This is a genomic window from Serratia sp. 4542 (assembly GCF_016805595.1).
GTDB lineage: Bacteria > Pseudomonadota > Gammaproteobacteria > Enterobacterales > Enterobacteriaceae > Serratia > Serratia nevei.
In genome coordinates this window covers 19,341-33,255 of the sequence record NZ_RXKV01000003.1, presented here as the reverse complement: position 1 = coordinate 33,255, position 13,915 = coordinate 19,341, and the positions used below count along the sequence as shown (strand labels likewise).

At 59.7% G+C, this 13,915-nt stretch carries 15 protein-coding genes; 5 read left to right on the top strand and 10 right to left on the bottom strand.

Annotated features, from left to right (window positions below):
* Positions 1-9: 9 nt before the first annotated feature.
* From artQ to artJ, 3 genes are all read left to right on the top strand, one after another.
* On the top strand, positions 10-726 hold the full coding sequence (gene artQ, locus EKL15_RS02590; protein ID WP_025159684.1) for an arginine ABC transporter permease ArtQ: 717 nt from the start codon (positions 10-12) through the stop codon (positions 724-726).
* The gene (artM, locus tag EKL15_RS02585; RefSeq protein WP_033637817.1) at positions 726-1,394 is read left to right on the top strand and encodes an arginine ABC transporter permease ArtM; all 669 of its coding nucleotides are present in this window, start codon (positions 726-728) and stop codon (positions 1,392-1,394) included. The genes artQ and artM overlap by 1 nt, the downstream gene beginning before the upstream one ends.
* Before the next feature lie 199 nt (positions 1,395-1,593).
* A complete protein-coding gene (artJ, locus tag EKL15_RS02580) occupies positions 1,594-2,328 on the top strand; it encodes an arginine ABC transporter substrate-binding protein (protein ID WP_033637816.1) in 735 nt (244 codons plus the stop codon).
* Positions 2,329-2,360: 32 nt separating this feature from the next.
* On the opposite strand, the gene rlmC is transcribed toward artJ, so the two are convergent.
* The 9 genes from rlmC to EKL15_RS02535 all read right to left on the bottom strand — a co-directional run bounded on the left by rlmC (position 2,361) and on the right by EKL15_RS02535 (position 10,623).
* Positions 2,361-3,491, bottom strand: a complete 1,131-nt coding sequence (gene rlmC / locus EKL15_RS02575) for a 23S rRNA (uracil(747)-C(5))-methyltransferase RlmC (protein ID WP_141958672.1) — start codon at positions 3,489-3,491, stop codon at positions 2,361-2,363.
* Positions 3,492-3,560: 69 nt separating this feature from the next.
* Positions 3,561-4,040, bottom strand: coding sequence for a YbjO family protein (locus tag EKL15_RS02570; RefSeq protein ID WP_047727995.1), 480 nt, complete (start codon positions 4,038-4,040; stop codon positions 3,561-3,563).
* Between the two features lie 104 nt (positions 4,041-4,144).
* Positions 4,145-4,990 carry a putrescine ABC transporter permease PotI gene (gene potI / locus EKL15_RS02565; RefSeq protein ID WP_203088727.1) on the bottom strand — a complete coding sequence of 282 codons (846 nt, stop codon included), beginning with the start codon at positions 4,988-4,990 and terminating at the stop codon, positions 4,145-4,147.
* Positions 4,987-5,949 (bottom strand): putrescine ABC transporter permease PotH, encoded by a 963-nt coding sequence (gene potH / locus EKL15_RS02560; RefSeq protein WP_203088725.1) that lies wholly within the window; start codon positions 5,947-5,949, stop codon positions 4,987-4,989. Before potH ends, potI begins: the two co-directional genes overlap by 4 nt.
* A 24-nt stretch (positions 5,950-5,973) precedes the next feature.
* Entirely contained in the window at positions 5,974-7,107 is a 1,134-nt protein-coding gene (potG, locus tag EKL15_RS02555; RefSeq protein ID WP_049202214.1) for a putrescine ABC transporter ATP-binding subunit PotG, read from the bottom strand.
* A gap of 122 nt (positions 7,108-7,229) precedes the next feature.
* Positions 7,230-8,339, bottom strand: coding sequence for a spermidine/putrescine ABC transporter substrate-binding protein PotF (gene potF / locus EKL15_RS02550; protein ID WP_048233230.1), 1,110 nt, complete (start codon positions 8,337-8,339; stop codon positions 7,230-7,232).
* A gap of 406 nt (positions 8,340-8,745) precedes the next feature.
* Positions 8,746-9,225, bottom strand: coding sequence for a YbjN domain-containing protein (locus tag EKL15_RS02545; RefSeq protein WP_060421651.1), 480 nt, complete (start codon positions 9,223-9,225; stop codon positions 8,746-8,748).
* 136 nt (positions 9,226-9,361) lie between these two features.
* On the bottom strand, positions 9,362-10,264 hold the full coding sequence (gene rimK, locus EKL15_RS02540) for a 30S ribosomal protein S6--L-glutamate ligase (protein ID WP_038880682.1): 903 nt from the start codon (positions 10,262-10,264) through the stop codon (positions 9,362-9,364).
* Between the two features lie 56 nt (positions 10,265-10,320).
* A complete protein-coding gene (locus EKL15_RS02535; RefSeq protein WP_033646672.1) occupies positions 10,321-10,623 on the bottom strand; it encodes a YbjC family protein in 303 nt (100 codons plus the stop codon).
* Positions 10,624-10,853: 230 nt separating this feature from the next.
* Here EKL15_RS02535 and EKL15_RS02530 point away from each other — a divergent pair, with 230 nt between their 5' ends.
* Positions 10,854-11,117 carry a GrxA family glutaredoxin gene (locus EKL15_RS02530; RefSeq protein WP_203088723.1) on the top strand — a complete coding sequence of 88 codons (264 nt, stop codon included), beginning with the start codon at positions 10,854-10,856 and terminating at the stop codon, positions 11,115-11,117.
* Positions 11,118-11,162: 45 nt separating this feature from the next.
* Here EKL15_RS02530 and EKL15_RS02525 read toward each other — a convergent pair whose 3' ends face one another.
* Entirely contained in the window at positions 11,163-11,552 is a 390-nt protein-coding gene (locus tag EKL15_RS02525; protein ID WP_033637808.1) for an inner membrane protein YbjM, read from the bottom strand.
* A gap of 293 nt (positions 11,553-11,845) precedes the next feature.
* Here EKL15_RS02525 and EKL15_RS02520 point away from each other — a divergent pair, with 293 nt between their 5' ends.
* Positions 11,846-13,534, top strand: a complete 1,689-nt coding sequence (locus EKL15_RS02520) for an aspartate:alanine antiporter (RefSeq protein WP_047728000.1) — start codon at positions 11,846-11,848, stop codon at positions 13,532-13,534.
* Positions 13,535-13,915 lie beyond the last annotated feature (381 nt).

The window sequence follows — 13,915 nt, the reverse complement described above, 5'->3', positions numbered from 1 at the left end:
TACGCCCCGATGAATGAATTACAACCTTTAGCAAGCGCCGCCGGCATGACCGTCGGCCTTGCCGTTTGCGCCCTGATCCTCGGGCTGATTCTGGCGATGCTGTTCGCCGTATGGGAATCGTCCCGCTGGAAAGCGGTCAGCTGGCTCGGCACCGCCTGGGTGACCGTGCTGCGCGGCCTGCCGGAAATCCTGGTGGTGCTGTTTATCTATTTCGGCTCGTCGCAGCTGCTGTTGATGCTCTCCGACGGCTTTACCCTCAACCTCGGTCTGTTCCAGCTGCCGATTCAGCTGGCGATCGACAATTTCGAAGTCAGCCCGTTCCTGTGCGGGGTGATCGCTCTGGCCCTGCTCTATTCCGCCTACGCTTCGCAGACGCTGCGCGGCGCGCTCAAAGCGGTGCCTCAGGGGCAGTGGGAATCCGGCCAGGCGCTGGGGCTCGGCAAGGCGGCGATCTTCTTTCGCCTGATCATGCCGCAGATGTGGCGCCACGCCCTGCCCGGCCTCGGCAACCAGTGGCTGGTGTTGCTGAAAGACACCGCGCTGGTGTCGCTGATCAGCGTGAACGATCTGATGCTGCAAACCAAGAGCATCGCCACCCGCACCCAGGAACCTTTTACCTGGTATGTGATCGCCGCGGCCATCTACCTGCTGGTGACGCTGTTCAGCCAATACGTCATCAAACGCATTGAGCTGCGCGCCACGCGCTTTGAGCGGGGGCCAGTCTGATGATTGAGTATTTACCGGAGATCCTCAAAGGGTTACACACCAGCCTGACGCTGACCGTCGCCGCGCTGATCGTCGCGCTGGTGCTGTCGCTGCTGCTGACGGTGATACTGACGCTGAAAACGCCAATCCTGACGCCGCTGGTCAAGATCTACGTGACGCTGTTCACCGGCACACCGCTGCTGGTGCAGATCTTCCTGATCTACTACGGCCCCGGTCAGTTCCCGGCCATCCGCGACTACCCGTGGCTGTGGAACCTGCTGTCGCAGCCCTGGCTGTGCGCGATGATAGCACTGGCGCTGAACAGCGCGGCCTACACCACGCAGTTGTTCTACGGCGCGGTGCGCGCCATTCCCGCCGGGCAGTGGCAGTCGTGCGAAGCGCTGGGCATGTCGCGCCGGCAGACGCTGCGCATCCTGCTGCCGTTCGCCTTCAAGCGCGCGCTGTCGTCTTACTCCAACGAAGTGGTGCTGGTGTTCAAAAGCACCTCGCTGGCTTACACCATCACGCTGATGGAGGTGATGGGCTACAGCCAGCTGATGTACGGCCGCACCTACGACGTCATGGTATTCGGTGCCGCAGGCCTGGTGTACCTGTGTGTCAACGGCCTGCTGACGCTGCTGATGCGCTTGGTGGAGCGCCGCGCGCTGGCGTTTGAACGCCGCAACTGAGGCCGCCTCCCCCCATGAGCCCCGCCATTGCGCGGGGCTTTTTTTATCCCCACAGCAATACTTAATCATTTATATTGCATTTTAATTCACCCAGTGGCAGGGTTATCAGCAGGCGCACACGTAAAAACCTCTGGCGATTACCAGTAAAAACAAACGATAGCGAATAATCACTTTCAGGATTCAGACAGGAGCTCTACGCATGAAAAAACTGCTGCTTGCCGCGACGATGTTGGCCGGGATCACCTTTAACGCTACCGCGGCCGAGACCATCCGCTTCGCCGCTTCCGCCACCTACCCGCCGTTCGAATCGCTGGACGCCAACAACCAGATCGTCGGCTTCGATATCGATCTGGCCAACGCGCTGTGCAAGCAGATGCAGGCGCAGTGCACCTTCACCAACCAGGCGTTCGACAGCCTGATCGCCGCGCTGAAATTCAAGAAATACGATGCGGTGATTTCCGGTATGGACATCACGCCGGAGCGCAGCAAACAGGTCGCTTTCACCCAGCCTTACTACGCCAACTCGGCGATCGTGATCGCGCAAAAAGGCAAGTTCAGCTCGCTGGCGGATCTGAAAGGCAAAAAGCTCGGCATGGAAAATGGCACCACCCACCAGAAATACATGCAGGACAAGCATCCGGAGATTAACACCGTCTCTTACGACAGCTACCAGAACGCCATTCTGGAGCTGAAAAACGGCCGTATCGACGGCGTGTTCGGCGACACCGCCGTGGTGAACGAGTGGCTGAAAACCAACCCGCAGCTGGCGCCGGTGGGTGAGCACATCACCGATGCGCAATACTTCGGCACCGGCCTCGGCATCGCGGTACGCCCCGATAACCAGGCGCTGCTGGCCAAGCTGAACGCCGCGCTGGACGCCATCAAGGCCGACGGCACCTACAAGGCCATCAACGATAAGTGGTTCCCGCAGTAAGCAATAAGGCCCGGTTATCCGGGCCTTATGTTTTATAAAATCCGCACCAACAGCGTCAGCACTTCGTAGTGCGCGGTATGCGGGAACATGTCGAACAGCTGCACCCGTTCGATGCGGTACCCCGGCAACATCTCGATATCTTTCGCCATGCTCTCGGCGTTGCAGCTGGAATAGAGAATATAGTCCGGCGCCATCCGGCTCAGGTAGTCGCACAGCGCCTGGCCGATGCCGCGCCGCGGCGGATTGACCAGCACCAGCTGCGGCACCTGACCTTCGGCGGTGGCGAAGCGGGTGGAATCGAGCGCCTGAAAATCGACGTGCAGCAGCCCTAACCGCTGCGCCGACTGGCGGGCGCAGGCGATCGCTTCCGCGCTGATTTCGATGCCGGTCAGCCGCGTTTGCGGTTGCGCGCAGTGCAAGCCGAAACCGCCGACGCCGCAGAACAGATCCCACATGCTGTCGATACCCAGTGCGCGCACCCAGTCGCGGGCGGTGGCATACAGATCGGCGGCCACCTGCGGGTTGGTCTGGAAGAAGCTTTGCGGGCGGATAAACAGCGGCACCTGATTGAACCGCTCCTCCAGCGCCTGCTGTTCGGTCAGCGCAATCTCGCGCTCCCCTTCCATGATCGCCATGTGCACCGGCTGAATATTGGCGGAGATCACCTTGAGCTGCGGCAGCTGCTGCTGCAGCCACGGCAGCGCGGCGCGCAGCTGCGCCAGCTTGGTTTCCGAACGCAGCACGAAGCGCAGCATCACGCCGCCGTCGAGCGTGCTTTCGGTCAGCAGCAGGTACTTCAGCTCGCCGCGTTTGCGCGCCACGTTATACGGCGTCAGGCCCGCGCGGGCGATAAAGCTTTTCAGCACCGCAAACATCGGCGCAAAACCGGCGGGATACAGCGGGCAGTCGCTCAGATCGACCGGCGTGCCGTCGCGGTGCAGCATGCCGAGCAGCGGGCGCTCTACGCTGCCGCTGACCACCATCTTGGCTTTATTGCGAAATGCGCTCAGCTCTCCCGCCACCGGCTGCAGCCACTGCGCGACGTCGCGCCCGGCCAGCAACGATTGCAGGTGATGCTGTTTGTCGGCCAGTTGCTGCGGATAGGGCTTTTCCAGCCACTGACAGGAACGGCAGGTGCCCGCCGTATACAAAGCGCAATGCATGAAGATTACCGTGAAGTTCAGGATGACGAATTAAGGGCGCAGAGTTTACCACTCCGCGCGCCTAAAATCTCACTTGCGCGCGGCGAAGAAGCGGCGGCTGGCGGTAGGGACGAACAGCAGCGCCAGGATCACCACGTCGGGGATCTTTTGCAGGATCAGAACGTGCAGGATTTGGCCGCTGGTTTCCCCTTCCACGGTAAACACCTCGGGGAAAACGCTGCCGATGGTGGCCAACAGCAGGTAAAGCACCACGATGCACTGGCAGACCACATAGCCCCAGCGCCCCCAGTTGCGGCCGCGCATCACCGCAAAGCCGCAGCTGATTTGCAGGCACAGCAGCATCAGGCCGGCCAGAAAAATAAGGGTAGAATCCCACGCCTGCGCGCTGGTGTTGACGAACTCCTGCGCACCGTCGACGCCCAGTTCGCCCAACAGCAGCACCACGCTGATACACTTGATCGCGACCATGGCGGTACCCGCCACCATCACCGGCACCGGCGCATCCGAAGTCGATCCCATTCCCTGCCCGCTTTTCAGCATGTCTGACATATCCGTGTTCCACTACGACGCGCCACCAATACAGATGGCGCATGTAAAGTCAGGTAGTTAGTTGCAATACTTATTGATTGCAAAAATAGCAGGTTTGTTACGATTCAGCTACGGGCCGCCCGCTGTAATTCACGCGATCGTTGTTTTTCCGAGCGCGCCATAAACCACCAGGCGATCAGGCCGAGAATGCCCACCACCAGCAGGATCAGGCTGGCCAACGCGTTAATTTCCGGATTCACCCCCATGCGCACGCTGGAGAATACCAGCATCGGCAGCGTGGTGGCGCCCGGGCCGGAGACGAAGCTGGCGATCACCAGATCGTCCAACGACAGGGTGAACGCCAGCATCCAGCCGGAGATCAGCGCCGGCGCGATCATCGGCAAGGTGATGACGAAGAACACCTTCAGCGGCGGCGCCCCCAAATCCATCGCCGCTTCCTCGATCGAGCGATCCACCTCGCGCAAGCGCGAGCTGATCACCACCGCCACGTAAGCGGTACAGAAGGTGACATGCGCCAGCCAGATGGTGAACATGCCGCGCTCCGACGGCCAGCCGAAGGCGTGCCCCATCGCCACGAACAGCAGCAGCAGCGACAGGCCGGTGATCACGTCCGGCATCACCAGCGGTGCGGTAAGCATAAACGCAAAACCGGTCGAACCGCGAAAACGGCCGAAGCGCATCATCACCACGGCGGCGATGGCGCCCAGTACCACCGCAGCGGTGGCGGAGGCGGCGGCGATGGTCAGGCTGAGCCCCACCGCGCTGATCATCGCCGAGTCGTGAAACAGTTCGGTATACCAGCGCGTGGACCAACCGGCCCACACCGTCACCAGTTTGGAGCTGTTGAAGGAGTAGATCACCAGCATCAGCATCGGCGCATACAGGAAGGTAAAGCCGACCGTCAGGATGGCGATGCGCCACGGTGAACGCACTACCGGCAAGTTGTTCATTCCTGCCCCCCCATTTCCTTGTTCTGGTGTTTGTGGAACCACAAAATTGGCACGATCAACAGCAGCAGCATGATGGTAGCGACCGCCGAGGCCACCGGCCAGTCGCGGTTATTGAAGAACTCCTGCCACAGCACGCGGCCGATCATGATGCTGTCCGGCCCACCGAGCAGTTCCGGGATCACGAACTCGCCCACCGCTGGAATGAACACCAGCATCGAACCGGCGATGATGCCGCCGCGCGTCAGCGGCACGATCACGCTGAAGAAGGTTTTCAGCGGCCGGGCCCCCAGATCCAGCGACGCCTCCACCAGCGAGTAATCCAGCCGGATCAGCGCCGTGTAAATTGGCAGCACCATAAACGGCAGATAGGAATAAACGATGCCGATATACACCGCCAGGTTGGTGTGCAGGATCACCAGCGGCTGGTCGATCACCCCTAGCCACATCAGAAAGTTATTCAGAATGCCGTTGTTTTTCAGAATGCCCATCCAGGCATAGACGCGGATCAGGAACGAGGTCCAGGAAGGCAGGATCACCAGCAGCAGCAGAATGTTGCGGGTTGACGCTTTGCTGTGGGCCACCGCCCAGGCCAGCGGATAGCCGATGATCAGGCAGCACAGCGTCGAGACCGCCGCCACGCGCAGCGACTGCAGATAGGCGTCGATATACAGCGGATCGTCGGTCAGCTGCAGGTAGTTGGCGAAGTTGAGCGCGATGTTCAGCTTGCTGTCCGCCCAGCTCAGCAGCTCGGTGTAGGGCGGCACCGCCAGCGCCAGCTCCGCCAGGCTGATCTTGAACACGATCAGGAACGGCAGCATGAACAGCAGCGTCAGCCATAAATACGGCAGCGCGATCACCAGCTTGCGGCCGTGAGCCATCAGCAGGCGGTGGAACAGCGCCTTGAAGGTGCCGGGCGTTTTAGCCGGCGGTTCCGGCGTGCGTTCAGAAAGCAGGGTCATACGGGTTACTCCTCACCGGCTCCACTACACTGTCAACACTACGCAGCTGTCGGTTTCCCAGCACAGACGCACTTCATCGCCCCAGGTCGGCATCCCCTTGCGGAAACGGTGGCCGTTTTGCAGCTGGGCGCTGATAATCTGCCCGCTGTGCAGCTTCACGTGATAGATGGACAGATCGCCCAGGTAGGCAATGTGCGCCACTTCCCCCACCGCGAAGTTGCAGCCGTCTGCCGGCACCTGTTCGCACAGCAGGATCTTCTCCGGCCGCAGCGCCACCTGGATCGGCACGCCGTCCACCACCGAGGCGTCCGGATCCACCTTGATCGCATGGCGCAATCCGGGGCTTTGCAAGATCAGCGCGTCGTCGTGCCGCTCCTGCAATACGCAGTCGAAGACGTTGACCGAGCCGATAAATTCGGCGCTGAAGCGGCTGTTCGGATGCTCGTAGATCTCTTCCGGCTCGCCGATCTGCACGAACTTGCCGCGGTTCATGATGGCGATGCGCCCCGCCATGGTCATCGCCTCCTCCTGATCGTGCGTCACCATCACGCAGGTCACGCCGACGCGCTCGAGAATGTCGGTCACTTCCAGCTGCATGCGATCGCGCAGCTTCTTGTCCAGCGCGCCCATCGGCTCATCCAACAGCAGCAGCTTCGGCCGCTTGGCCAGGCTGCGCGCCAGCGCCACCCGCTGCCGCTGGCCGCCGGAAAGCTGGTGCGGCTTGCGCCTGGCGAACTCCTGCATGTGCACCAGCGCCAGCATTTCCGCCACCCGTTCGGCGATTTCTGCCCGCGGCATTTTGTCCTGCTTCAGGCCGAAGGCGATGTTCTGCTCTACCGTCATATGCGGGAACAGCGCGTAAGACTGAAACATCATGTTGATCGGCCGCTGGTACGGCGGCACGTGCGACATATCCTGCCCATCGAGCACGATCTGCCCTTCCGAGGGCTGTTCGAAGCCGGCCAGCATGCGCAGCAAGGTGGACTTGCCGCAGCCGGACGGGCCGAGCAGCGCAAAGATTTCGCCCTTGTAGATGGTAAGGCTGACGTCTTCGACCGCGTTCTGCCCGTCGAAGGTTTTGGTGAGGTTACGGATTTCCAGCAGAGGGGTGAAAACCTTCTGCGACTTGGCTTGAGGACGAGGGATGGCGTCGTTCAATCGGGGTGCTCTCCGGCGTAAAGCGGCACAAAACCACGGCGAGCGCCGTGGCCCAAAACGGCAATGCAGGCGGGGGCACCCGCCTGCCGGTTTACCGACGATAGGGGGCTATCCCCCTATCATCACTTCCCGCTTTTAACTTTAGTCCATGCGCGGGTAATGACACGGTCCAGCTTCGGCGACTGCACGTTGAGCGTGAACAGCTTGGCGCGAACATCGGCCGGCGGATAGACGTTCGGGTTATCGCGCACTTCGGCATTCACCAGCGGCGTGGAATCCTTCACCGCATTGGCGTAGTAAACGTGATTACTGATGTCCGCCATCACGTCCGGCTTCAGCAAGAAGTTCAGGAACTGGTAGGCGGCATCCTTGTTCTTGGCGTCCGCCGGCATGGCGAACATGTCGAAGTAGGTCAGCGCCCCCTCTTTCGGGATCGCATAGGCCACGTTGACGCCGTTCTTCGCCTCTTTGGCGCGGTTGGCCGCCTGCATCACGTCGCCGGACCAGCCGATCGCCACGCAGATATCGCCGTTCGCCAGATCGTTGATGTACTGGGAAGAGTGGAAATAGCGGATATTCGGCCGCAGCTTCAGCAGCAGATCGTTGGCCGCGCCGGTGTAGTCCGCCGCGTTGGTGCTGTTGGGATCTTTACCCAGGTAGTGCAGCACGGTGGCGTAGACTTCGCTCGGCGCATCGAGGAAGGAAACGCCGCAGCTTTTCAGCTTCTCGAGGTTTTCCGGCTTGAAGATCAGATCCCAGCTGTTGACCGGCGCGTCTTTCCCCAGCACCGCCTTCACCTTGTCGACGTTATAGCCGATGCCGGTGGTCACCATCATGTAAGGGATGCCGTATTTGTTGTCCTTGTCGTTGTGCGCCACCAGCTTCAGCATCTCGGGATCGAGATTTTTGTAGTTGGGGATCTTGCTCTTGTCGAGCGGCTCGAAGATGCCGGCCTGCGACTGACGCTCGAGGAAGTTGGACGAAGGAACCACCAAATCGTAGCCGGTGCTGCCCGCCATCAATTTGCCTTCCAACACTTCGTTGGAGTCAAAGACGTCGTACACCACCTTGATACCGGTTTCTTTCTGGAATTTGGCCAGGGTATCCGGCGCGATATAGTCGGACCAGTTATACACGTGCAGCGTTTTCTCTTCGGCTGACGCCGTGACGGACGCGGCCATCAACAGACCGGCAACCACACCCGATAACCACTTTTTACGTTGGGTGACCATCCGTAACTTCCTCCAAAACAGGGTGAATCATAGAATTGAACTTGTATCTGCAGCGATACAAAACCTTTCCTGATTGAGCGCAATCGTTGCAACCGCGAACTGAATGGCTATGCATATGATTGCATGCGCCTTTTTTCACTGCCCTGCTCGCGTGGTCACAAGGGAAATCGCAAGCCCTTTGCAGAATCAGCAGCATAGCCGCTGCTACCGCAACCCGCCAGCCCCCGGGGTAAAAAACGCCTTTTATCGATTTTTTATGCAGTTTTTCTCTATGTGATACGCCATTAACGGCACAAAAGGCGAGAAAGATCGGGCGGCAAAGGCCAAAGTGCAGAATATTTTATTGCGGAGGGGAATAACGGCAGCATGCCGCCGGAACGACGGCATGCTTAAGGTACGGCGAGGATCAGTGCAGCATCGGCTGACGCGCGGCGCCAGCGGGGATCTCTTCTTCATCCCCCATAAACAGCAGATCGTTCGCCCGCGCTTCGAGGATCACCATCGAGACCTGCTCTTCACCCTGCTGCATAAAGTGGGTGAACTGCTCATAGGTGATGCCGACCGCCACGCTCAGTGACTGGCAGACGATCAGCTTCGGCAGGTTGTCGTCCTGAATGTCGACAAAGGCTTTGATGGTCAGCGAACTGGCATTGATTTGGCTCAGATCCGCCACCAGCGGGATCAGCGCGGTCGGCTTCACCTCGGCCAGCGCGGAGAACAGAATGACGTTGTCCACCAGATCTATCTTGGCGTCGAACACGCCGTCGAAGTTCTGCATGTGCGGCAGGTGCAGCGCCTGGCAGGAATCGCACTCAAAGAAAGAAATGCCCGACTGATCCAGCCAGCGCCGCAACAGCGCCAAATCGGGGACAATGAGTGAATCCATAATAACCAGCCTCACAATATTCAATACGCGAAAAGGCGCATAGCTTACGGAATATTCACCCGATACGCCACGATCAATGCGGCTTAATTCACTAATTAAGATATTGCTCGGCGAGAAAAGCGCGCCGCCCGCCCCGTCACCCGCCGGATTTCAGGCGAAAGCCAGGCCGGCCGCGCTGCTCGATGTATTCGATCATCATGCCAGCGATGTCCAGCCCGGTGGTGGTTTCCACGCCTTCGAGCCCCGGCGACGCGTTGACCTCCATCACCAGCGGGCCGCGCTCGGCGCGCAGGATATCCACCCCGGCGACGTCCAGCCCCAGCGTGCTCGCCGCTTTCACCGCGATCGCCCGTTCTCTGGCGGTGATGGTCACCTTGCGGGCGGTGCCGCCGCGGTGCAGGTTGGAGCGAAATTCGCCGGGCTTGGCCTGCCGCTCGATGGCGGCCACCACCCGGCCGCCCACCACCAGGCAGCGTACATCGCTGCCCTGCGCTTCGCGCACGTATTCTTGCACCAGGATATGCGCGTTCAGGCCACGAAAGGCGTCGATCACGCTTTCCGCCGCCTGGCGGGTTTCCGCCAGCACCACGCCGATGCCCTGCGTACCTTCCACCAGCTTGACCACCAGCGGCGCGCCGCCGACCAGCTCGATCAGATCGCCGGTGTCGTCGGGCGAATGGGCGAAGCCGGTGATCGGCAGATCGATGCCCTGCCGCGCCAACAGCTGCAACGAACGCAGCTTGTCGCGGGCGCGGGTAATGGCCACGGATTCGTTTAGCGGGTAGCTGCCGAGCAGCTCGAACTGGCGCAGCACCGCCGTGCCGTAAAAGGTGATGGCGGAGCCGATGCGCGGGATCACCGCATCGTAACGCTCCAGTTGGCGGCCGCGATAATGAATGGTCGGCGCCGCCGGATTGATGTTCATATAGCAGGAGAGCGGATCGATAATATCGATGCTGTGCCCGCGATCTTCCGCCGCTTCACGCAGCCGCTTGCATGAATAGAGCGTTCCGTCGCGAGAAAGAATGGCAATTTTCACTCGTCACCCCAAAAAGACCAACGCCTGCCCGGCAGGCGGGTTAGCGGCCGCGGCGCTCAGGCGCGCGGATCGCTGTCCTGATTATCTTTCGATTGCGGCTTGCGGCGATCGTTTTCCGGCGGCAGACCGCCGCGCATCAGCGGCCCGAAGCCCTGCACCACGCGCCACACCAGAAACGCCGCCGCCGGCACCATCAGCGCCACGCCGAGGAAAATCATGCCGACCGCCGCCTGCTGCGACGCCAGCCAGCCCGGCAGCTGCAGGTGGCCGTGAATGCTGAGGTAGGCCAACACCAACATCACGATGCCCAGCCCTTCCAACACCAGCACCGGGCGCGGTAAGTCACCGAATGAACGCATATTTTTCTTCTCCAGAAGGTCTGCCCCCAGTGTAGTGAATTCCCGTCGGCGGCAACAGCCCCGGCCGACTAATTGGTTACATGAATCAGATTAACAGGTAATTCCTGCTTTTTTTTCACCGCCTCAACGGGCATAGTAAGCGCCATCTGACGCAGGTAATGACTTTTTCGGTGACGGGATGTCGTTGCGGTAGCGAACAATTTATTGAAAATCCAATTAAGGAGCGTTGCATGTTTGCAGTAATCTTCGGGCGTCCTGGCTGTCCTTATTGTGTCCGCGCTAAAGAACTGGCGGAAAAATTGACTGAAGAACGCGACGATTTCAACTTCCGTTACGTTGACATCCACGCGGAAGGCATCACCAAGGCCGATCTGGAAAAAACCGTCGGCAAACCGGTTGAAACCGTGCCGCAGATCTTCCTGGATGAGAAGCACATCGGCGGTTGCACCGATTTCGAAGCTTACGCCAAAAAACACCTGAACCTGTTCCAGTAAGTTTTTGAACGACAAAGACAAAAAAGGCGCTTAACGCGCCTTTTTTTATTGCCGCTGCCGCCGATGCAGTTGCTGCAGCGTCTGCAACAGGCCGAGGGCGAACAGCATCAGCATCGCACCGAACACGCACCAGAACACCGCGCTGGTGGCGTACGCCAGCTCCTGCCAGAACGAAGAGGACGGCGTCAGCCAGAAGTGGCGGATCAACAGGCACAGCGGCAGCGCATACAGCGCGCCGAGCAGCGGGCAAAGCAGCCGCTTGCGGCTCGACAGATAGCTGGCGATCGCACCGGGGATCACAAACAGCAGCAGGCCGGTTTCGCCGTGGTGCTCATGATCCGTGCTGCCGAACAGGCCGGTTTGCTGGCCGAGAAACACCAGGCTGAACAACAGAAAACAGCTGAGAATGCCCAGCCAATATCTATAACTCGTCATGCGAATTCTCCCCCGCCCAATTACTGCATCAATAGAAATCGGCCTGGCCCCCGCGCGGAGACGCTGAACCGAATTTTTTCCTTGGTCAAAAGAGAGTTAAATGCGCACGGCGGCGCAGGAAATCAGCTTTCTGTGCTGGCTGTCATCGGTCATAGCGTCTAGAATGAACGCCGCCGAACGATGGTTCGCTTCGCCTTACGCTGGTGGTGATTTATGACGTCGTTTTAAGGCTGAATTTATCTCTTATAGTTATCTATATCAAGCACTTACTGGTAAACAATAAGTTATCCTCCGTGAACATAAACGTCGCTAGTTTGTTAAACGGTAACTACATTCTGTTACTGTTCGTGGTACTCGCACTGGGGCTGTGCCTCGGTAAACTCCGTCTGGGCTCCGTCCAACTCGGTAATTCCATTGGCGTTTTGGTGGTTTCGCTGCTGCTCGGCCAGCAACACTTCGCCATTAACACCGAGGCGCTGAATCTCGGCTTTATGCTGTTTATTTTCTGCGTCGGCGTGGAAGCCGGGCCCAACTTTTTCTCGATTTTCTTCCGCGACGGCAAAAACTACCTGATGCTGGCGCTGGTGATGGTCGGCTCGGCGATGGTGCTCGCCATCGGTCTCGGCAAGCTGTTCCACTGGGACATCGGCCTGACCGCCGGCATGCTGGCCGGCTCGATGACTTCGACGCCGGTGCTGGTGGGCGCCGGCGACACGCTGCGCAACACCATCGTCAACGGCCCGGCGCTGCTGGCGGCGCAGGATCATCTGAGCCTCGGCTACGCCCTCACCTACCTGATCGGTCTGGTCAGCCTGATCTTCGGCGCGCGCTACCTGCCGAAGCTGCAGCACCAGGACCTGTCCACCTCTGCCCAGCAGATCGCCCGCGAACGTGGCCTGGACACCGACAGCCAGCGCAAGGTCTACCTGCCGGTGATCCGCGCCTACCGCGTCGGCCCCGAGCTGGTGGCCTGGGCCGACGGCAAGAACCTGCGCGAACTGGGCATCTACCGCCAGACCGGCTGTTACATCGAACGCATCCGCCGCAACGGCATTCTGGCCAACCCGGACGGTGATGCGGTGCTGCAGGTGGGCGACGAGATCTCGCTGGTCGGCTACCCGGACGCCCACGCGCGGCTGGATCCGAGCTTCCGCAACGGCAAGGAAGTATTCGATCGAGATCTGCTCGACATGCGCATCGTGACCGAAGAGATCGTGGTGAAGAACAGCAACGCGGTGAACAAGCGCCTGAGCCAGCTGAAGCTGACCGATCACGGCTGCTTCCTCAACCGCGTGATCCGCAGCCAGATCGAAATGCCGATCGACGACAGCATCGTGCTCAACAAGGGCGACGTGCTGCAGGTGAGCGGCGACGCGCGCCGGGTGAAGAGCGTGGCGGAGAAGATTGGCTTTATCTCCATCCACAGCCAGGTGACCGACCTGCTGGCGTTCTGCGCCTTCTTCATCATCGGCCTGCTGATCGGCCAGATCACCATTCAGTTCAGTAACTTCTCGTTCGGCATCGGCAACGCCGCCGGCCTGCTGATGTCCGGCATCATGCTCGGCTTCCTGCGCGCCAACCACCCGACCTTCGGCTACATTCCGCAGGGCGCGCTGAACATGGTGAAAGAATTCGGCCTGATGGTGTTTATGGCGGGCGTGGGCCTGAGCGCCGGCGCCGGCATCGGCCACAGCCTGGGCGCGGTCGGCGGCCAGATGCTGATTGCCGGGCTGATCGTCAGCCTGGTGCCGGTGGTTATCTGCTTCCTATTCGGCGCCTACGTGCTACGCATGAACCGCGCCCTGCTGTTCGGTGCCATTATGGGCGCCCGCACCTGCGCGCCGGCGATGGAGATCATCAGCGATACCGCACGCAGCAATATCCCGGCACTGGGCTATGCCGGCACCTACGCCATCGCTAACGTGCTGTTAACGCTGGCGGGTTCACTCATCGTGGTGCTATGGCCAGGGATACTCGGCTGATCGATTAGCGGGAGAGATGGATCGGCGATAAAAATATTTTGATTTTTTTGTCGCCGGCCAGAACTTTCGTTGGGGGCCGCAGTCTGAATTAGTGCCACTGCTTTTCTTTGATGTCCCCATTTTGTGGAGCCCGATAATCCCGCCTTTTAGGTTCAAGATTATCGGGTTTTTTGTTGCCTTTAAAAAATATCATTACTAAACAAGTAGCTACAAGAGGGGCTGTTATCCTATGGCGATAAAGTGGCGACACAACTTCAACAACCTGCTTTATGATCAATCTGTTGCCTCCCCCCTTACCTCTCTAGTAACATGTACTCGTCCTTAACAAAAATGCAAAAGGAGGATTTCTTGACCCAATTTTTGCACACTGCTTTAGATTTT